This is a genomic window from Acinetobacter sp. XS-4 (assembly GCF_023920705.1).
In the GTDB taxonomy this organism is placed as follows: domain Bacteria; phylum Pseudomonadota; class Gammaproteobacteria; order Pseudomonadales; family Moraxellaceae; genus Acinetobacter.
In genome coordinates this window covers 3,797,186-3,817,790 of record NZ_CP094657.1, presented here as the reverse complement: position 1 = coordinate 3,817,790, position 20,605 = coordinate 3,797,186, and the positions used below count along the sequence as shown (strand labels likewise).

Here is a 20,605-nt window from a genome sequence, read left to right as displayed (position 1 = left end):
TTTTTAAGTCATCTTGATATGTCTCCCCGTAAGCAAGGTTATTTCTTTGTATTGGTGACCATGTGCATTTGGGGCGGGTTTACGCTTTTTGCCCGTTTAAATGCACAGTGGCACATCAGTGCTTGGGATATTGCTGCACTACGCTTCGCTATAGCTTTCCTAATTTTAATGCCTATTTTAATCTATAAAAAAGATCTCGCTTTTTTATGGAGTAAGCATGCGGTTATTTTAGCTTTGATTGGCGGAGTCATTTATTGTCTTACCGTCTATACCGCTTTTCTCTATGCTCCAGCTGCGCACGCTGCAATTTTCTTAAATGGCTGTATTCCAATTTGTACTGCATTTGCAGCATACATTTTATTTAGGCAGCCATTTGATAAACATACATGGGCTAGTCTCGCAATCATGATCGCGGCTTTGGCCCTTATGAGCGCTTTGATGCTGCAAGGTAATGCCTCTGCTTTTGGAATAGGTGATTTACTCCTTTTTATTAGTGCAATTTGGTGGGGTATTTTCACTGTGTTACTTAAACAGTGGAAATTGTCTGCATGGCACTCAATGGCAAGTGTTGCGATTTGGTCTGCGATTATTTATTTGCCGATCTATCTTTTATTTTTGCCTAAACACTTCATGGAAGTTAGTCCTGTTCATTTAGCGATACAAGGCATTTTTCATGGCGTATTTGTCGTTATTATTGCCACTTTGACTTATGTAGCTGCGATTCAGCGTTTAGGTGCTTTTAAGACTGGAAGTATTGTGACTTTGGCGCCGTTTATTGCTGCAATATTGGCTGTACCTTTACTTGGTGAGTCATTAAGCCCATCGATTATTGTGGGCCTGATTGGTATGGGAGTAGGTGCCTTACAACCTTGGCGGTGGTTTCGACCAGATAGCTTGGCACAAAAAATTAAACAGCAAAATAAACCAAATTAATTTGTGCGCTTCAAATAACTTTGATGTAACGGCTCTAATTGTTGATGTAAATGTTCGAGTAATCCATCATTAAACACAATGTCATTGGCAAGTTGGCGTTTACGCTCGCGTGGCATTTGCGCTGCAATAATTTTCTGAATTTGTTCTTGGTTTTGCCCATCGCGCTGGCTGGCACGCTGAATTTGAGTTTGTTCACTCGCATCAACTAATAATGTGTGATTAACCAGTTGATGCTGGTTGGTTTCAAAAAGTAATGGGGAAACCAAAATCACGTAGGCACTACGCGGATTTTGTAATTGTTGAATAATAGATTGACGAATGGCTGGATGCGTAATTTGCTCAAGTGTTTGTCTTGCTTCAGGGTTTTGAAAAATATGCTCGCGTAGGGCACGGCGGTCTAAACTTCCGTCTGCTTGAAGTACCCAGTCTCCAAAAGTTTTTTGGATTTTTTGAAGGGCAGGTTGGCCTTTTTCGACCACTTCGCGAGCAACAATATCGGCATCGACGACTTGTATTCCTTGGGACTCAAACCATTGTGTTGCAGCAGATTTTCCGCTACCAATTCCACCTGTGACTCCCAGAATAAAAGCCATCTTAACCTCCCAAATAGATTTTCATAATCTGGTCACCCCATAAAAAGGCAACCCAACCCGCAATGGCAATGTAGGGCCCAAAGGCAAAGGGCTGATTATCATTGCGTAATTTTAATAAAATGATGCCAATAATTGCACCTAGTAAAGATGACAATAACACAATTAATGGCAGCATCAATGGCCCCATCCACGCGCCTAATGCGGCAAGCAATTTAAAGTCGCCGTAGCCCATGCCTTCTTTGCCTGTAATCACTTTAAATAAGTAATACACAATCCAAAGACATAAAAAACCAATGAGATAACCCCAAATGGCTGAAGTGGGTGAGGTGTAAATATTAAAGGTGTTAATGCCTAAACCAAGCGCAGCTAAAGGTAGGGTAAAACGGTCGGGTAGCAGCTGAGTATCAAAGTCTATAAAGGTGAGGGCAATCAGGACCCAGGTCAGGACTAGCCCCAACAGCATTTGTATGGTTGGGCCAAATACCATGACCACAATCAGTGAACATACCATTGTTAATAGTTCAATCGCTGGATAACGAATGCTAATAGGATGCTGGCAATGACCACATTTACCTTTTAAAACCAACCAACTGATAACAGGAATATTTTGATACCAACGGATGGGTTGATGGCACTCTGGGCATGATGAAGCAGGCTTACTTAATGTCAGTTTTTCATGATCAATAATGGGTTGCTCAGGATCGAGTAGCATTTGACATTCTTGCTGCCAATCTTGTTCCATCATTTTGGGGGTGCGATAAATCACCACATTAAGAAAGCTACCAATACACAGGCTCAATAATGCAACTGCAATATAAAGTGCAGTTAAGTTTTGAATAAAATAAGCAATGATTTCTTGCATTATACAACTGAACCCATTTGGAAAATTGGAAGATACATAGCAATCACCAGACCGCCTACAAGTACCCCTAAAATTGCCATAATTAAAGGTTCCATCATTGAAGTTAAGCCATCAACGGCATTATCAACTTCATTTTCATAGTACGTTGCAACTTTATCGAGCATACTGTCTAGTGCACCAGATTCTTCACCAATTGCGACCATTTGTATAGCCATAGATGGAAAACGATTTGAAACGCGCATCGCAAATTGGAGTTGTTGACCGGTAGCAACATCTTCACGAATTTTCATTACAGCTTGTTCGTAAATGACATTGTTGGTTGCACCAGCAGTTGATTCAAGTGCATCAATGAGTGGGACACCTGCTGCAAAAGTGGTTGCTAAAGTACGGCTATAGCGGGCAATAATCGCCTTATAAACCAGATCACCAAAGATAGGTAGTTTCAGGGCAAGTTTGTCTAAACCATCACGGAATTTTTTACTACGCTTTTTAGCTTCTAGAAATGCGGCAATGATTGCACCGATCACAATAATCAGAATGAACCAGTATTCCTGCATCCATTTCGACATATTTACGACCATTTGCGTAAAGGCAGGCAAATCTGCACCAAATGAAGAAAATAGGTCTTGGAAGACGGGAACTACTTTAACCATCAAAATAATAGTAACAACCACAGCAACCACAATAACCGTTGCTGGATATTTCATAGCTTTCTTAATTTTCTGCTTAAGCAATTCACTTTTTTCCTTGTAAATTGCCACGCGGTCCAGCATGGTTTCAAGCGCACCAGACTGTTCGCCAGACTCTACAAGAGAGCAAAACAGTTTGTCGAAGTGCTGAGGATACTTTCTTAAAGCTGAGGCAAAAGTACTACCACCTTCAACTTCACCTTTAATGCCGAGTACCACTTCGCGCATAGCTGGGTTTTCTAAACCTTCAGCTACAATTTCAAAGCCTTGTACCAGTGGAACACCAGCTTTCATCATGGTTGCAAGTTGTCGGGTGAAGATCGTAATATCGAGCGTCGATACCTTTTTCTTGAATATACCTTCAAGAATATTTTTACGCTTTTCCCGAATATTACGGACAGTTACACCTTGTTTGCGTAGGGTGACTTTGGCTAAAGCCATATTTTTAGCCGGAAGCTCTCCCTTAATTTTTACGCCTTTACGGTCAACCCCTTCATAAGCAAAAGTCGGCATCAATTGTGCCTTCTTGACAGTCATGACATTATCCTTATTTTAAATTGTCTTTTATTCACTGGTCACGCGGTTGACTTCTTGTAAAGAAGTAACACCTTGCATAACTTTCTTTAAACCTGAGCGACGTAGATTACTAAACCCCAATTTTTCAGAAGCAGCAGCGATTTCTAAAGCATTGCCATCTTCCATAATAATCTTGGAAATCTCAGGTGTGACTTTCATTACTTCATAAATACCAACTCGACCTTTGTAACCCTCACGACATTCTGGACAACCGACTGGTTGAAAAACTTGAAAATCGGGATTAGCTAGATCTTGTTCGGTAAAACCCATTTCTAATAGGCTTTGTTTAGGGACATCAGTAGGCACTTTACATTGTGGACATAACCGACGTGCCAAACGCTGAGCAATAACCAGATTGACCGATGTCGCAATATTGAAAGACGGAACCCCCATATTGCGTAGACGAGTCAGTGTTTCAGGGGCACTGTTGGTATGTAGTGTAGACATCACCATATGACCTGTCTGAGCAGCTTTAATCGCGATTTCAGCTGTTTCTAAATCACGAATCTCACCGACCATAATAATGTCAGGGTCCTGACGTAAAAATGACTTAAGTGCAGCTGAAAAAGTCAGACCTACCTTAGGGTTCACGTTAACCTGATTAATGCCTTCAAGGTTAATTTCGACTGGATCTTCGGCAGTAGAAATATTGGAACTTTCAGTATTTAAAATATTGAGGCCCGTATATAAAGATACTGTTTTACCAGAACCTGTTGGGCCAGTAATTAAAAGCATACCTTGAGGCTTATCTAATGCTTCCATGAAAAGCGCTTTTTGCTCTTCTTCATATCCTAAAGCATCAATTCCCAGCATGGCACTCGATGGATCGAGAATACGTAGAACTAGCTTCTCACCAAATAAGGTCGGAAGAGAGTTCACACGAAAATCAATTGCTTTAGATTTCGATAGCTTGAGTTTGATACGACCATCTTGAGGAACACGCTTTTCGGAAATGTCCATTTGAGACATTACTTTCAAGCGTGAAGCCAAACGATTCGCCAGTTGCAGAGGTGGATTTGCAATTTGACGCAAAACGCCATCCACCCGATAGCGGACCCGATAGGATTTTTCATAGGGTTCGAAATGTAAATCAGAAGCTCCCATACGAATCGCATCTATTAATAACTTGTTAACATATTTAACAATAGGTGCTTCATCGCCTTGTGGAGTATCCTCATCCTCTTCTGGAGCGGTTGAGGTATCAAGATCTACATCAAGATCAAATTCTTCATCGCTAAACTCGAAACTACTTTCTTCAGTAAATTGCTGCGTCAGAATTTTCTCAAGTTTATGGTGCTCGACAATAACGGGTTCAACCATAAGCTTGCTGTTGAAGCGAATAGCATCAATAGCTTCTATATTGCTGGGGTTACTGGTTGCAACATATAAAATCTGTCCTCTTTGTACGAGAGGCAAGACCCGATGTTTTAAAATCAGTTTCTGATCGACCAAATCTTTAGGAATCTGGCTGGTATCGTAAACATCCAGATCAAAATATGGTTCAGCAAATTCAATAGAAATTGTTTCAGCTAATAAAGAAGGGGAGAGATGAACCTCTTCAATCAGGTACGCAACTGTATCCTGTTTAGCTCTTTTTGCTGCATCTAATGCTGCTTGCATGGTCGCTGCCGACACATGTTTTTCTTCGACTAATCGTCGAAAAAACCCCGAAAATTTTGGAGATGTATGTATGACTGACATCTGCCTACCTGTGCTCATATGTTTATAATTGGTATATAAAAAATTATACTTTTGTTATCTAAAATTACTACCTGAGAAAATGATGCTCTTGTCTTGATCCGATTATCAAAGCTTGAACCAGTCGAAGTTTTTATTCATTAATTTTTAAAAGGCAGAGCTGTTAACTCAATAAAGTTTTATTACTGTTTTCAAATAGTAGAAAAGATATGAGCAATCCTGTTAAAGAAAAGTATCTGAAATTTGTAGAAATGCGTGTAGAATGTGCTGCATTTTTGATGAAAGGTGAGCCGTATGTCGGGTTCGACGATTACGCCTTGGGTAGTTGGCAACTGGAAAATGAACCCAATGCGTGCCAATGCCAAACAACTTATAGAAGAATTTAAACAACTATTGCAACAAAACGAAATTGCAGATGAAAGCTGCCATGTCGGAGTTGCTCCAGTTTCTATTGCACTTGCAATGGTACAAACACAATTGCAAGATGCTGCAAAAACAGTATATACAGTTGCACAAGATGTATCGCGTGTAGCAGGTACAGGCGCCTATACGGGTGAAGTCAGTGCAGAATTATTAAAAGATAGCCAAATTAATTTTGTATTGGTGGGTCACTCTGAACGCCGTGATTTACTAGGCGATAACGTTGAAATTTTGAAGGCTAAACTCCAAAACTCTTTAAATGCAGGCTTAACTGTCATTTATTGTGTGGGGGAAAGTCTCGAACAGCGTGAGCAAGATTTAGCAGAGCAGGTTGTATTGCAACAAATCTGTGATATAGCTCCTATCGTGACCGCAGAGCAATGGCAAAAGCAAATTGTAATTGCTTATGAGCCAATCTGGGCAATTGGTACAGGTAAAACTGCTTCACCACAAGATGCACAGGCAATGCATGCTAAAATCCGTGAAGGTTTAAGTCAGATTACCTCTGCGGGTCCAGACATTGCGATTTTATATGGCGGTAGTGTAAAAGCTGAAAATGCAGTCGAGTTGGCAGCATGTCCAGATATTAATGGCGCGTTGGTCGGAGGTGCTTCATTAAATGCAGCATCTTTTTATCAAATCGTACAAGCCTTTGCACAAAGTAAATAACGAGGATAGGGTATGCACTCTTTTGTACTGATCGTACATATTATTTTAGCGGTACTGATGATTGGCTTGATTCTAGTGCAACACGGTAAAGGTGCGGATGCTGGTGCCTCTTTTGGTGGCGGTGGAGCAGCAACTGTATTTGGTGCATCGGGTTCAGCTAATTTCCTTACTCGCCTTACTGCTGTTTTAACAGCTTTGTTTTTTGTGACTAGTTTAACCTTAGCTGTTTTTGCGAAAAAGCAAACTACAGAGGCTTATAGTTTGAAAACTGTACAAACTACTGCGCCAACACCAGCTACATTGCCTGAAACTTCACCAACTGCACCAAAAACGAGTCAATAATTCGAAATAGGGCTTTCCTTTTGTGGTTGGAAGCACTAGAATGCGTCCCACAAGCTGCGGTGGTGGTGGAATTGGTAGACACGCTACCTTGAGGTGGTAGTGCCTTCGGGCGTGGGGGTTCAAGTCCCCCCTTCCGCACCAGCTTTTAACCAGAAAGTTGAGTGCAAGTGGTTTGTTTTTGTTGCGGGATGGAGCAGTCTGGTAGCTCGTCGGGCTCATAACCCGAAGGTCGTTGGTTCAAATCCAGCTCCCGCTACCAATTTGATTAAGGTGCAACTTAATCAGACAGTATCTAGAAAGTTTACATTGACTTTATTTGATACTTGTATATAATTTTTGCACGTTGATGCGGGATGGAGCAGTCTGGTAGCTCGTCGGGCTCATAACCCGAAGGTCGTTGGTTCAAATCCAGCTCCCGCTACCAAGTTTCTTAAAAGAGGCTCACAGACAAGTGGGCCTTTTTGCACAGTGGATTATTGTTTTCTGTGCTACATAGGGGCGATTAACGCCCTTTTTTATTGGTTATCGTATCGCTATCGTGTAGTTTCGACATCAATTGGTCAAATAGTCATGCTTCACTATAGTAGGTCTGTGTCGGTTAAAACAACCGATTGAATCGCACGAGAATGACGAGAGTAAATGAAATTATCAAATAAATCCCAAGCATTGCATGACTTAATTGTTCCTGCAGTACAAGCATGTGGTGTCGACCTTTGGGGAATCGAGTTCATCCCACAAGGCAAACGTTCATTATTACGTATTTATATCGACAAAGCGGTAAGTGAAGATGCTGAGCCTGTGCTTAATGAAGATGGCGAAGTAGAACAAGGCCGTGGTATTGGTGTACAAGATTGTGTGCGTGTAACGCAACAAGTTGGCGCAATGCTGGATGTTCATGATCCAATTTCAGGTGAGTATTCATTAGAAGTTTCTTCACCGGGCTGGGATCGTCCGTTTTTTCAACTAGAACAGTTACAAGGCTACATTGGACAACAAATTGCTTTGCGTTTGATTGCAGCAGTAGAAAACCGTCGTAAATTTCAAGCAAAACTTATCTCAGTAGACCTTGAAAATGAAGAAATTCAGGTTGAAGTTGATGGGAAGCACGTGCTTGAGATCGACAGCAACAATATCGATAAAGCAAACTTGATCTATCAAGATTAAATTTATTAAATTTTATAAGAAATCGGTAGGTGACTTATGGGCCGCGAAATTCTTACCGTTGTTGAAACGGTTAGTAATGAAAAAGGTGTTAGTCGTGAAGCGATCTTCGAGGCTTTAGAACAAGCTCTAGTTGCTGCAACGAAGAAAAGATTTTACGAAGGTACGCATGCTGAAGAAGCTCAGCTTCGTGTAGAAATTGATCGTAAAACTGGTGATTACAGTACGTTCCGTCAATGGACTGTCGTGGCAGATGAAGATCATGAAATGCCAGCTTGCCAAGATGCGATTTCTGATCTTGACCCATCTAAATGGTCAATTGGTGATGTACGTGAACTCGAAGTAGAATCTATTGAGTTTGGTCGTATCGCTGCACAAATTGCAAAACAAGTTATCGTACAAAAAATTCGTGAAGCTGAGCGTGCTTTAATTGCTGATGCATACGAGTCTAAAGTTGGTGAGTTAATTTACGGTGAAGTGAAAAAACAAACTAAAGATGGCTTTATTATCGATTTAGGCGACAACGCTGAAGCTTATCTTGCGCGCGAAGAAATGATTCCTAAAGAAATTCTTCGTCCGAAACAACGTATGAACGCTATTTTATACAATGTGAACCGTGAAGGTCGTGGTGCTCAGTTGTTGTTATCACGCGCTAAGCCGGAAATGCTAATTGCTTTAATGAAAAAAGAAATTCCTGAGATTTCTGAAGAAATTATTGAAATTAAAGCAGCGGCACGTCAACCAGGCGTTCGTGCTAAAATTGCAGTTAAAACAAATGATCATCGTATTGACCCTGTGGGTGCATGTATTGGTATGCGTGGTACGCGTATTCAAGCAGTACAACAAGAGTTAAACGGTGAACGTATTGATGTAGTGGTCTGGTCTGATGATCCAGCTCAGTACATTGCAAGTGCATTAGAACCAGCTGATGTTTCAGGCATCGTGCTTGATGAAGATGCAAGAAGTGCCGATATTATTTTTGCAACCAGCGATCAATTGGCTCGTGCGATTGGCTCACAAGGTCAAAATGTTCGCTTGGCTTCTGATTTAACTGGCTACAAACTCGACATGATGCTTGAAGAAGAGTATCGTGCTCGTCAGCAAAATGAAGCTCAGCAATATCTTGACATGTTTGTATCACGTCTCGATATTGAAGAAGATTTAGCAATGGCATTGGTAGAAATGGGCTTTACCTCTTTAGAAGAGATTGCTTATGTTCCAGCTGAAACTTTTGACGAAATTGAGCTTGATGCTGAATTGGTTGAGTTATTGCAAAGTCGTGCAAAAGAAGCAGCACTTACTGATGCTTTGAAACAGCAAGAAAATATTCAAGAACCGAGCGCAGACCTTCTAACAATGGAAGGCATGACTTCTGAGATCGCTTACTCGCTTGCCGCTCGCGGTATTATTACTGTCGATGATTTGGCAGATCAGGCTACTGACGATATCTCTGATATTGAAGGACTTGATCATGAAAAAGCAGGTCAATTGATCATGAAAGCTCGCGAATCATGGTTTAACTAGGAGATGAAATATGACGGACAAGTCGATTAAAGAGTTAGCTCTCAGTGTAGAACGTCCTGTTGAGAAGCTCCTAGAACAGGCTCGTGAAGCAGGTTTGCCTCAACGTACAGCAGACGATATTATTACCACTGAACAACAGGATACTTTAGTCAATCATTTGAAAAAAGTGCATGGTCAGGAAAGTGGTAACACAGGAAAAATTGCGTTGAAACGTAAAACAACCAGTACCGCTAAAGTTGCAAGTACTTCAGGTAAAGCAAAAACAATTAACGTAGAAGTACGTAAAAAGCAGGTTTTTGCTAAACCAAACCCTGAACAAATTGCAGCTGAAGCTAAAGCACGTGCAGAAGCTGAAGCTAAAACACGTGTAGAACAACAAACGCGTGACACTGCACAGCAAAACGCGCGTCTTCAAACAGAGCAAAAAGCAAAAGCAACTTTAGATGCTATGCGTGCTGCTCATCAACAAGATAGCGCTGCGCAGACAGCTCCTAAAGCTGCTGTAGTAGTGAAAAGACGTGGTGGTGGTACAGTAAAACCTGCACCAAAACCAGCAGAAACATTAGAGCAAAAGAAAGCACGTGAAGCACAAACAGCTCAGTTAAAAGCGACTGAAGAAGCTGCGCGTCGTAAAGCGGCTGAAGAAGCTCAGCAACGTACACTTGAACAGATGCGCAAAATGGCGTCTAAGTATTCAAGTGACGAAGCTACTACGACAATTCGTGTGATTGATGATTCTCCACTTGCTTCTGGTTTAGTTGGCCAAGCTTATGAAGATTCATTTAAGCAAGAAGACCGTGAAATTAAACGCGGTGGCGCAACCACTAACCCTCGTGCGGGTAAAAAAGGTGGTCGTCGTGGTCAAGAAGAGCAAAGCTTTGTTAACCATAACAAACGTGGTTTAAAATCAAGCCAAGCTAATAAGCATGGATTTGAAAAACCAGTTAAAAAGCAAGTTTATGATGTAGAAATCGGTTCAAGCATTGTTGTTGCCGATCTTGCTCAAAAAATGGCGATTAAAGTACGTGAAGTTATCAAAACACTTATGAAAATGGGTGAATTGGTTAATCAGGAACAAGCTATTGATCAAGATACAGCAGCACTTGTTGTTGAAGAAATGGGCCATAACCCTGTTTTAGTTTCTGATACTCAAGCGGAAGATAACTTGCTTGAAGCGGCTGAAGAAGCACGTGGTGAGCAAACGACTCGTCCGCCAGTTGTTACCATTATGGGTCACGTTGACCATGGTAAAACATCGTTGCTTGACCGTATCCGTCGTTCGAAAGTGGCGGCAGGCGAAGCAGGTGGTATTACCCAGCATATTGGTGCATATCACGTTGAAACAGACAAAGGAATCATTACATTCCTTGATACACCGGGACATGCTGCATTTACTTCAATGCGTGCACGTGGTGCTAAAGCAACGGATATCGTTGTATTGGTTGTTGCAGCAGATGACGGTGTAATGCCACAAACTGCAGAAGCAATTGACCATGCGCGTGCAGCAGGTACTCCAATTATTGTTGCAATCAACAAAATGGATAAAGAATCTGCTGATCCAGACCGTGTGTTAAATGAATTAACAACGAAACAAATCGTTCCAGAAGAATGGGGTGGTGATGTTCCGATTGCTAAGGTTTCTGCACACAGTGGACAAGGTATTGATGAACTCCTTGATTTAATTCTTATTCAATCAGAATTGATGGAATTAAAAGCATCTGCTGAAGGTGCTGCACAAGGTGTTGTTATTGAAGCACGTGTTGATAAAGGCCGTGGTGCAGTAACTTCTATTCTTGTTCAAAACGGTACATTAAACATTGGTGACCTCGTTCTTGCAGGTTCATCATATGGTCGTGTCCGTGCAATGTCTGATGAAAATGGTAAGCCGATTAAATCAGCAGGACCATCTATTCCAGTAGAAATTCTGGGTCTTCCAGATGCTCCAATGGCAGGTGATGAAGTTCTTGTTGTAAATGACGAGAAGAAAGCGCGTGAAGTTGCTGATGCTCGTGCTGACCGTGAACGTCAAAAACGTATTGATCGTCAAAGCGCAATGCGTCTTGAAAATATCATGTCGTCAATGGGCAAAAAAGATGTTCCTACAGTGAACGTTGTTTTAAGAACAGACGTACGTGGTACTTTAGAAGCATTGAATGCAGCTTTACATGAATTATCTACTGATGAAGTAAAAGTTCGTGTAATTAGTTCGGGTGTTGGCGCGATTACTGAGTCTGATGTGATTCTTGCTGAATCTTCAGAAGCTGTATTGTTAGGCTTTAACGTTCGTGCTGATACGACTGCTCGTCAGAGAAGTGACCAAGACGGTATCGATATTCGTTACTACAGCATCATCTATGAATTAATTGATGATGTGAAAGATGCTATGAGCGGTAAACTTGCTCCTGAACATCGTGAAACTATCTTGGGTGTTGCTGAAGTACGTGAAGTATTCCACTCAAGTAAGTTTGGTGCAGCAGCAGGCTGTATGGTACTTGAAGGTGTATTGCATCGTAATAAACCGATTCGCGTATTACGTGATGACGTGGTTGTGTTCCAAGGTGAGCTTGAATCTCTTCGTCGCTATAAAGAAGTGGTTGAAGAAGTTCGTGCCGGTATGGAATGTGGTCTTGCGGTGAAAGGTTATAAAGACATCAAAGTGAAAGATAAAATTGAAGTCTATGATGTTCAATTGATTAAACGGAGTCTTTAATGGCGGGTAGCCAACGCTTAAAGCGCATGGCGGATTCAGTTCAACGCGAGTTGTCTGAGCTGATTCGTCAAGAGCTTAAAGATCCTCGCTTAGGTGGTCTGGTGACCATCTCTGCGGTGAAAGTCAGTGCAGACATGGGTTATGCTGAAGTTTATGTCACCGTAATGGGACGTGAGCTTGGCGATGAGCAAAGTGAAGCAGCAAATAAAGAAACTTTAGATGTATTAAATAAAGCTTCTGGTTTCTTGCGTCATGAATTGAGCCGTCGTATCAAGACACGTATTACGCCAAGATTGCGTTTTCATTATGATAAGACGAATGCTTATGGTAACTATATGTTTGGTTTGATCGAAAAAGCGGTAAATGATTTACCGAAACGCGATTCAGACGAAGAACAGTAATATTAAAAATAAAAAAGCCACCTTCGGGTGGCTTTTTTATTGTTGGGCTTTTTCCTAATCTTTAGGAGGATCCATAGGCGGTTTATTTTGCGAGAAACGCTGGCCAATTTTATAACGGTCCCATGGCAAGGGGCGTTCAATTGACTCAGGAACTTCTCCACTCAGTGAGCGCAAACGTAAATGTAGCGCAGCTTGAGCAATTAAATTTGCTGAAACCGGTGCGGTAATAAAAGCTAAAAGTGTGATCAGTAGCTCGGCAAAACCAAAGCGGCCTTGAAAAGCAAAAAAGATCATAGACGCAATCAAAAAACTGCCTAATCCTAACGTGCTCGATTTTGTGGGTGCGTGTAAGCGCATGAATAAGTCGGGTAAGCGGACCATACCAATCGAGCCGACTAACATAAAGAAAGCGCCAAAAACCAAAAAGACCGAAACAATAATTTCCATTACGAACTGCATTTTGATCTCTCCTTAATCGATTACGTGACCAGTTGTGAAGTAACGTGCTAAGGCTGCTGTAGATACGAAACCTAGCATAGCAACCAGTAGAGCTCCTTCAAATAAAGAGGTCGTCATCCAATAAATGCCTAAAACAACAATGAGGCAAGTTGCATTTAAGAAGAGAGTATCGAGTGCTAAAAGTCGATCTACAATTGATGGGCCTATGACCAATCTGAAGAGACAAAGTAGCATAGAGATTGTAATGGCAATTGAGCTAATACCTAGAGCATAGGGTAGGATGGTCATGCACTTGCCTCCGTTTTGCTTTTTACATCAAAAATTTCCATAAGTGGAATTTCATAACGTTGTTTGATGTCTTCAATATCAGATTCGGTATTATCCGTGCTCAACGCATGAACCAGAATATCTCCACGTTCCTGATCAATACCCGCAGAAACCGTACCTGGCGTTGTGGTGATGATCATTGCCAGTAAGGTATTGACCTGTTCATGTTCCGTTTCTAGCGGTACACGATACCATTTAGGATGTAAATTTTTGGTAGGTCCTAAAACGAGCTTTGCCACTCGAAAGTTAGAAATAACAATATCCCAAAGAACCACAAAGCATAATTTAACAGCTGGTTTCCAGTGAATATGCGGTGTGCGGGTAATAAACGGTTTGACTAAACGAGGAATAATTAAACCCAACAGTACTGCCGTCAGAATGTCACTAGCATCAAGACTATGTGACAGCATCAGCCAAAATAAAATGATAAGAACGGAAACAAATGGATGTGGAAACCAGCGTTCAAGCAAATGAGATAACTGCATTGTTATGGCTCCATAGGTTTCAATTGACTTTCATCAACAATGGTAGGCGTTTGTAGTTTGTCCTGTTGCTGAATTTGTCGAAGTTTATATTCCGAAATATGTTCACCATTGAAGGTATCTTTCGAAATAATATCTGGAACGAGGTAAGCATTATGATCTTCAACCTCACCACCATATTTAGTTTCTGGTAGGTAAGCAGGGTCAAATGGTTGTACGCTGATAGCTTCACCATTTTTATCTACTTTAAGAATAGTGCTTTGGTAAAGTGCATGGTCTTGAATCTGCTGGGCCGTACTTAAAGTGTAATGTTGAATAGGCGCAGCAAAGACAACATAAGCGATTAATCCAGCAAGTAACACATAAATCACTTGATCATTACGTGGTGGTGCTCGTTCTGGTAATGCTCGATAAACAATATACGCTGGATGGATTGGATCTTCCTCTGGTGGTGTTGCTCGCCAGAACAAGATAAAACCAACTCGTGTTAAAGCAATAATACTTAATAGGCTCACAACAAGCACAACACCAATGATCCAGCCTTGATAGCTGGCTTCAACTGTCGCTTGTAAAATAAATACTTTTCCAAGAAAACCACTAAAAGGTGGTAAACCCGCGAGCATCATGGCAATCAAGAAATAAGTTAGCATAGCCGCTTTTTCTTGTTTGATTCTTGGGGCAACTTTTAAATGATCTTTAAAGTCTCCACGTTGTGAAGTTATCCAGCCACAAAATAGATAAAAAGCCGCGCCAATTAGCGTACTGTGTACTAAGTAATATAAAGCGCCAGACCATGCTTGTGTATTCGACATGGCAATTGCTGTGAGCAAGGTACCAATTGAAGAAAGAACCATAAAGCCGACAAAGCGACGTAAACGATCTGCTCCAATTGCTGCAATCACACCGTAAAGTGAAGTAATTAAACCAATTGGAAGTAACCAGCTTTTTAAGATTTCTTGACTAAGCGCATCGTCAAATACTGTTCCATTTACACGCAAAATCGAATAGATCCCGACCTTGGTCATAATGGTGAAAATTGCAGCTACAGGTGTACTTGCAACAGCATAAGTTTTTGGTAGCCAAAAACCTACGGGAAGCATCGCTGCTTTAATGCCAAACACTACAAATAAAAGTAGGGCACCTGCTACAGCTAATTTGTGTTGATCTGCTTCAAGTGTCGGAATAAGGCGTGAAACATCAGCCATGTTGAGGCTACCTACACTGCCATAAATCATGCCAAGACCGATTAAGAATAGGGCAGAGGCTAGAAGATTGATAATGACATAGTGAACGCCAAGCTGAAAACGTGGTTTGCCTTGCCCATGTAAAAGCAAAACATACGAAGCCATCAATAAGATTTCAAAAAAGACGAAAAGGTTAAATAAATCGCCTGTTAAAAATGCTCCGCAGATACCCATTAACAAGAAATGCGCCATGGCATGGAAATAGCGACCACGCGTATCCCAATTGTCGCTTGCATACCATAAAACTGGAACGACTAACGCATAGGTCAGTACCAGCATAAAAGCAGAAAGACGATCTAACACGAGCACAATACCAAACGGTGCTGACCATTCACTCAACTGGTAAGTGGTAATTTGACCTGTGCTTGCAAAGCTCAAATATACAATTGCAGTAATTAATCCAGCAATTGCGGAAACAAGGCTAATGCCACGACGCCATGGTTGTCGCCAGTCATCTTTTAAAGCACCTGCACCTGGATTGCCTAGCAGTAATAAGATAAAAGCAGTAAATGCCGGAATGAGAATGCTAAAAATCGGCGCATGTTCTTGCCAGAAAGATAAAAAATCAAACATTACGGCTCATCCTCGCGTGGGTCGTATGTTGGAGAGATGTCTTCTTTAGCATCAACATGATCACTACCTGATTCATAACGGCTACGCAGTGCCAGTTGTACAATAAAAGCGGTGGTTGCAAAACCGATCACAATGGCTGTTAACACCAGCGCTTGAGGAAGTGGATCGGTTATTTTTGTTGTTTCAGTTAAAATTGCGGGGGAGCTGATTTGTAATCGGCCCATCGCAAATAAAAATAGGTTTACAGCATAGCCAATTACAGCTAATCCAAGCACGACAGGGAAAGTACGAGCACGTAAAATCAGATAAATACCTGTGGCAACAAGTAAACCAATCGCGGAAGCTAATAAGAATTCTAAACTGATCATGATGATTCCTCCCGATGGGGTACTACAGGACCAGCCATGCTTGAGTGGCGAGAGTCTCCCAATACCGAGATGAGCAACATCGTTGCACCAACCACGGTGATATAAACCCCTAAGTCAAAACTTGCAGCCGAAGCCAAATGTAGTTTTCCTAGAATTGGTAACTCAACATACACATGCGCGCTAGTCAGGAATGGGCGTAACCAGAACCATGCAGCTACACCAGTAAGCCCAGCAATGGTTAAACCTGAACCAATCCAGACTTCGTAAAGACGGCCTGATTTTGCTTTGAGTAATTGTTCAGTTTGGTCTTGACCTAGCGCAATATATTGAATGATTAACGCCATTGAGGTGATTAGACCTGCAATAAAACCACCGCCCGGATAGTTATGGCCTCGCATAAAGATATAAACACTTACGACCAACGCCAATGGCAATACCCAAGAGGCTGTAATACGGAACATGAGCGGAGATGGATTAAAACGATAGGTGAGACCTTGGGTCATGGTTGTACCATGTACACGCATACCATCCATGAGGCAAAGTGAACCAATAGCAGCAATGCCCAGCACCGTAATTTCACCAAAGGTATCGAAACCACGGAAGTCAACTAAAATGACGTTTACAATATTTGAGCCGCCACCAAGTGGTAAAGACTGTTGAGCAAAGAACCATGAAATTGAATTATGATCACGAGTTAAAATCAGCCATGCGATCCAGCCTATCCCTAAGCCTCCAATAATCGCTAAAGCAGCATCTCTTAAACGTCTTGAGCGAAGAGATTCATACGGCGTTAGCTGTGGAAGTAAAGATAAACTCATTAATAAAAGAACAGTGGTTACAACATCCACGGTAATTTGAGTCAGTGCTAAATCTGGAGCTGACATGGTGACAAACACCATCGTTACAACCAGACCAATTGCACCACTAATAAGGACTGCTTTAATACGCTCATGATGGAACCACAGCATCATCCAGCAACCTGAGAATAAGGTCAGCCAGAGAACAATGGCAATCCATGGGGCATGAGTGAGTTCACGTGTGCCTGTGGTGAGCCCTTGATTGAGTAGCGGCATAGTTACCATGATGACGCTAAACGCAATGATCATGAACAAGTAACTTTGCAATGAGCCATTTTCAGTTTTTTGTTTGATTTTTCGGCTTGTAAGCAACAGATGTTTTAAAAATAAATCAAATAAAATGCGGCCTTGAAATTTGCCAAGACGTGGGTCAAGGTCAATTTTACGAATCATGCCATCTTTTGCCAAAGCAAAATAGAAGATTGTGCCGCCGACTAAGGCAATAATACTCATCACAAGAGGGGCATTGAAGCCATGCCAGATCGCAAGATGAGTTCCTGCAAACTCTGGTTGCATCAAGCTTGCTCTCGTTACGCTATTTACTAGTGGTTCTACCAACAAAGAAGGTAAAACGCCGACTAGGATACATAGCACAGCAAGAAGAAGAGCTGGTGCGCGCATGCCCATAGGCGGTTCATGTGCATCTTTATTTGGTACCTGTTTACCAATCGGACCGTCAAAAAATACGCCGTGCACTAAGCGAATTGAATAACTTACTGCAAAAATACCAGCAAGCGTTGCAATGATGCTGGCAAAGATAACTGCTGAACCTGAAAGATTCGCCAATAGCTCGGTAAAGAACATCTCTTTAGAAATAAAGCCATTGGTGAGCGGTACACCTGCCATAGAGGCAGCGGTAATCATGGTTAATGTGGCAGTGAAAGGAAGTAATTGCCAAATACCACTGAGTTTTCGAAGATCACGTGTACCCGTTTCATGGTCAATGATCCCTGCAATCATAAAGAGTGCAGCTTTAAATGTTGCATGGTTAATAATATGAAAAATAGCAGCAGCAACGGCTAAAGGTGAACCGATACCAAGTAAACAAACAATGAGTCCCAAATGACTAATCGTTGAATAGGCGAGCAAACCTTTTAAATCTTCTTTGAAAATGGCAAAACATGCTGCCATACAAAGTGTAAACAGGCCGATAAATGTCACGATATTGTGATAGATCGCAGCGCCTACAAAAATTGGCAGTAAGCGGGCAAGTAGAAAAATCCCCGCTTTTACCATGGTCGCAGAGTGTAGGTAAGCAGACACCGGAGTTGGTGCTGCCATTGCATTTGGTAACCAAAAATGGAATGGGAACTGAGCACTCTTTGTAAATGCACCAAGCAAAATAAGTAATAGCATTGGAACAAATAGAGTATGAGCTTGAATGGCATCTTTCATACCCATGATGTCACTAATTTCATAGGTTCCAGTGATTTGCCCTAATAAAACAAATCCACCCAATAACGCCAAACCGCCCATCCCTGTAATAGTGAGCGCCATTCGAGAGCCGCGTTGAGCCGCCTCATAATGACTCCAGTAACCCACTAATAAGAAAGATGAAATACTGGTGAGCTCCCAAAAGACTAATAAAATAATAAGATTATTAGAGAGCGAAATTCCCAGCATTGCTGCCATAAACAGCATGAGTAAAGCATAGAGTTTGCTTAAAGAGTTTTTAGGGCCAAGATAGTAATAGGCGTATATATAAATGAGGGTACCGATACCGGTAATAAGTAAAGAAAATAGTAAACCAAGAGCATCGAGTCTGAAGCTTAGATTAATTCCTAGTTGAGGTAACCAATCCCAGCTTTGTTGAATGCTTGCACCACCAAGCACAGTTTTAGCTTGAGCCAGTAATAAACCAAAACTGGTTAAACTGACTCCAATTGCCCCTAAAGCCGTTACTCCACGAGAGAATCGTTGAAGCAATGAAACAAGGGTGGTGCCTAATATTAACGGTAATAAGATAATTATCGGTAGCACACTCGTATCCATATGTGATTTAGGCCGAAACCTAAAGGTGAATTTTTAATTTCAGAATAGATAGGAATTCAAAGAGAGTTCCAAGGCTTTGTTATTCTGAAAACCCGACCAAATTAGAAAATAAAGCGAGAAACAAGTTGTATTGCGCAACTTGAAGAATAAAAACGCAAAATGAAATTTATTGTACACTAAAAAAGCAGTAAAAATCTGATGTTATTACATGTAGTAACAACATCTAGTTATTTTTGAAGCTAAAAAATCTGACTCAACCATATATTTTGTGGCCCTGCTTTTTAATTATAAAAAGAGAGCCGATTGATTATAAAATTTAAACAGAAGGGCTTTCTTCTGGTGTGTCTCCTGCATGAATCATGCGTAGCAATTCATTTTTTTGTTGTTCATTTAAACCCTGAATCTGCTGAAATAAAATATCAATCTGTGCTGGAGAGGGAGTAGGGTCTATTAAGCTTGGAAGCTGTGTTTCTATATGTGGAACCAATGACTCGTTTCTTTGGAGTAATGTATAGATGTGTTCAAGTTGTTGTTTGGTGGTATTTAAATCAAGATGGCTAATTTTACCATGCTCTAGTTTTAAACATTGATAGGCTGAGGCATGTTCTAGTAACTCTTCACGACTTCCAGTTGCAATAATTTGTAAGCGTGGAAATGCCTGATGGAGTTTGTTTAAAATTTCTGAACAATGCCGTGCATCGAGTTGCGCGTCAATTTGATCAATCAATAAGACTCCTTCACCTTCAAGGCAAGGGTTTAGGCTTAACGGATTGAGTAAACAGAGCCTGCGGGCAATATCGCCTACTAAGGCAATCCAAGTTTTTGTGGTGTTGGAAAGTTGCTGAAAAGGCAGGGTTTGACCATCATAGTTAGCCATGAGTTGAAGCCGAGGCTGATATTGCAAATATAAGTCTTTGAGCTCTGGCAAGACGATATTTAATGCATTTTTAAGAGCATAGAGATTAGGTGTGGTGAGCTGTTTCGGCTGCCCAGCTAACTCCTTTTGAAGTTCATTGAATAGTTCTGTCTGATCTTGTGGATCTGATTGCTTAGATTTAATGCGTTGTACCAGATGTGCAGCTTGAGCATTTTCGATATCACTAATTTCACGTAACCATTCAAAAAAACGCGTGAAGGTTGTAAATGGAACTGGACTAATATCATAGGCTGAAATGGCTTGAGTAATGCCGGGTAAATTTTTATTGAGCAGATTAATATCATTTACAAATCGCTCGGCTGGATAGTAAGCGACTAAGGGTAATCCTTGTAATGGATCTTTTTTGATGATTTGTTGATAAAGGGCCATAGTCTGATCAAGTTGCTGAGTTTCAACTTGGCTGATTCCAATACCACTTGAATTTAGGGTCTTAAAAAGTTTCCAGCTACACAGCGAAGAATCTACCTCTTGAGCAGAGGCACTTTCTGGTAAAGAGCCAATTTCTGGTGGAACTTGAAGGGTAACTTCGATTTTTGATTGTAGACGCGATTGAGTAATGTCTTGGTCAGGCATAACAATACCAGGGCTACGTAAATCTTTAAAACGGGCAGGGAACCAAGTTAGAGCATGGTAAGTATGTTTGAGCAACATACTTTTACCCGTTGCTTGTTCACCTAAAATTAAGGTAATCGGCTGTTTTTCATATTGAAACTGTATTTTAAGATCGTGAAAAAGAGCAATATGTTTAAATTGGATAGATTCAAGTTGCATAGGCTCACCTAATTATG

Annotated in this window: 18 protein-coding genes and 3 tRNA genes; 10 read left to right on the top strand and 11 right to left on the bottom strand. The window is 41.2% G+C overall.

Going from position 1 to position 20,605, the window contains the following annotated elements:
• Positions 1–18 precede the first annotated feature (18 nt).
• Positions 19–933: a DMT family transporter gene (locus tag MMY79_RS17695; protein WP_252610632.1), complete on the top strand. Its 915-nt coding sequence runs from the start codon at positions 19–21 to the stop codon at positions 931–933.
• Here the strand turns inward: MMY79_RS17695 and coaE are convergent.
• From coaE to pilB, 4 genes are read right to left on the bottom strand one after another with little or no spacing between them, the layout of a single operon-like run.
• Entirely contained in the window at positions 930–1,526 is a 597-nt protein-coding gene (gene coaE / locus MMY79_RS17690; RefSeq protein WP_252610630.1) for a dephospho-CoA kinase, read from the bottom strand. The genes MMY79_RS17695 and coaE overlap by 4 nt on opposite strands.
• A gap of 1 nt (position 1,527) precedes the next feature.
• A complete protein-coding gene (locus MMY79_RS19430; RefSeq protein WP_289781518.1) occupies positions 1,528–2,388 on the bottom strand; it encodes an A24 family peptidase in 861 nt (286 codons plus the stop codon).
• Positions 2,388–3,614, bottom strand: coding sequence for a type II secretion system F family protein (locus MMY79_RS17675; RefSeq protein ID WP_252610628.1), 1,227 nt, complete (start codon positions 3,612–3,614; stop codon positions 2,388–2,390). Before MMY79_RS17675 ends, MMY79_RS19430 begins: the two co-directional genes overlap by 1 nt.
• Before the next feature lie 27 nt (positions 3,615–3,641).
• Entirely contained in the window at positions 3,642–5,354 is a 1,713-nt protein-coding gene (gene pilB / locus MMY79_RS17670; protein ID WP_252610626.1) for a type IV-A pilus assembly ATPase PilB, read from the bottom strand.
• Positions 5,355–5,645: 291 nt separating this feature from the next.
• On the opposite strand from pilB, the gene tpiA reads away from it, so the two are divergent.
• The 9 genes from tpiA (at position 5,646) to MMY79_RS17625 (ending at position 12,578) form a co-directional block, all read left to right on the top strand.
• Complete coding sequence (gene tpiA / locus MMY79_RS17665; RefSeq protein WP_252610624.1) at positions 5,646–6,440, top strand: triose-phosphate isomerase; 795 nt, start codon at positions 5,646–5,648, stop codon at positions 6,438–6,440.
• 12 nt (positions 6,441–6,452) lie between these two features.
• Positions 6,453–6,782, top strand: a complete 330-nt coding sequence (secG, locus tag MMY79_RS17660) for a preprotein translocase subunit SecG (RefSeq protein ID WP_252610622.1) — start codon at positions 6,453–6,455, stop codon at positions 6,780–6,782.
• Between the two features lie 56 nt (positions 6,783–6,838).
• Positions 6,839–6,923: transfer RNA gene (locus MMY79_RS17655), tRNA-Leu, on the top strand.
• Between the two features lie 41 nt (positions 6,924–6,964).
• Positions 6,965–7,041: transfer RNA gene (locus MMY79_RS17650), tRNA-Met, on the top strand.
• 88 nt (positions 7,042–7,129) lie between these two features.
• Positions 7,130–7,206 (top strand) — tRNA-Met (locus MMY79_RS17645).
• A 215-nt stretch (positions 7,207–7,421) separates the two neighbouring features.
• Complete coding sequence (gene rimP, locus MMY79_RS17640; RefSeq protein ID WP_252610620.1) at positions 7,422–7,946, top strand: ribosome maturation factor RimP; 525 nt, start codon at positions 7,422–7,424, stop codon at positions 7,944–7,946.
• Between the two features lie 36 nt (positions 7,947–7,982).
• Positions 7,983–9,467 carry a transcription termination factor NusA gene (gene nusA / locus MMY79_RS17635; RefSeq protein WP_252610618.1) on the top strand — a complete coding sequence of 495 codons (1,485 nt, stop codon included), beginning with the start codon at positions 7,983–7,985 and terminating at the stop codon, positions 9,465–9,467.
• A 10-nt stretch (positions 9,468–9,477) separates the two neighbouring features.
• Positions 9,478–12,177 (top strand): translation initiation factor IF-2, encoded by a 2,700-nt coding sequence (gene infB / locus MMY79_RS17630; RefSeq protein WP_252610616.1) that lies wholly within the window; start codon positions 9,478–9,480, stop codon positions 12,175–12,177.
• Positions 12,177–12,578 carry a ribosome-binding factor A gene (locus MMY79_RS17625; protein WP_005301838.1) on the top strand — a complete coding sequence of 134 codons (402 nt, stop codon included), beginning with the start codon at positions 12,177–12,179 and terminating at the stop codon, positions 12,576–12,578. The genes infB and MMY79_RS17625 overlap by 1 nt, the downstream gene beginning before the upstream one ends.
• A 54-nt stretch (positions 12,579–12,632) precedes the next feature.
• On the opposite strand, the gene MMY79_RS17620 is transcribed toward MMY79_RS17625, so the two are convergent.
• The 7 genes from MMY79_RS17620 to MMY79_RS17590 all read right to left on the bottom strand — a co-directional run bounded on the left by MMY79_RS17620 (position 12,633) and on the right by MMY79_RS17590 (position 20,588).
• A complete protein-coding gene (locus MMY79_RS17620) occupies positions 12,633–13,037 on the bottom strand; it encodes a Na+/H+ antiporter subunit G (RefSeq protein ID WP_005301841.1) in 405 nt (134 codons plus the stop codon).
• A gap of 12 nt (positions 13,038–13,049) precedes the next feature.
• Positions 13,050–13,325 carry a monovalent cation/H+ antiporter subunit F gene (locus MMY79_RS17615; protein ID WP_004795001.1) on the bottom strand — a complete coding sequence of 92 codons (276 nt, stop codon included), beginning with the start codon at positions 13,323–13,325 and terminating at the stop codon, positions 13,050–13,052.
• Entirely contained in the window at positions 13,322–13,849 is a 528-nt protein-coding gene (locus MMY79_RS17610; protein WP_174758948.1) for a Na+/H+ antiporter subunit E, read from the bottom strand. Before MMY79_RS17610 ends, MMY79_RS17615 begins: the two co-directional genes overlap by 4 nt.
• Positions 13,850–13,851: 2 nt before the next feature.
• Positions 13,852–15,663: a monovalent cation/H+ antiporter subunit D gene (locus MMY79_RS17605; RefSeq protein WP_252610614.1), complete on the bottom strand. Its 1,812-nt coding sequence runs from the start codon at positions 15,661–15,663 to the stop codon at positions 13,852–13,854.
• Positions 15,663–16,031, bottom strand: coding sequence for a Na+/H+ antiporter subunit C (locus tag MMY79_RS17600; RefSeq protein WP_003654595.1), 369 nt, complete (start codon positions 16,029–16,031; stop codon positions 15,663–15,665). Before MMY79_RS17600 ends, MMY79_RS17605 begins: the two co-directional genes overlap by 1 nt.
• Positions 16,028–18,880: a monovalent cation/H+ antiporter subunit A gene (locus MMY79_RS17595; RefSeq protein ID WP_252610612.1), complete on the bottom strand. Its 2,853-nt coding sequence runs from the start codon at positions 18,878–18,880 to the stop codon at positions 16,028–16,030. Before MMY79_RS17595 ends, MMY79_RS17600 begins: the two co-directional genes overlap by 4 nt.
• A gap of 316 nt (positions 18,881–19,196) precedes the next feature.
• Entirely contained in the window at positions 19,197–20,588 is a 1,392-nt protein-coding gene (locus tag MMY79_RS17590) for an AAA family ATPase (RefSeq protein ID WP_252610610.1), read from the bottom strand.
• Between the last annotated feature and the right edge of the window lie 17 nt (positions 20,589–20,605).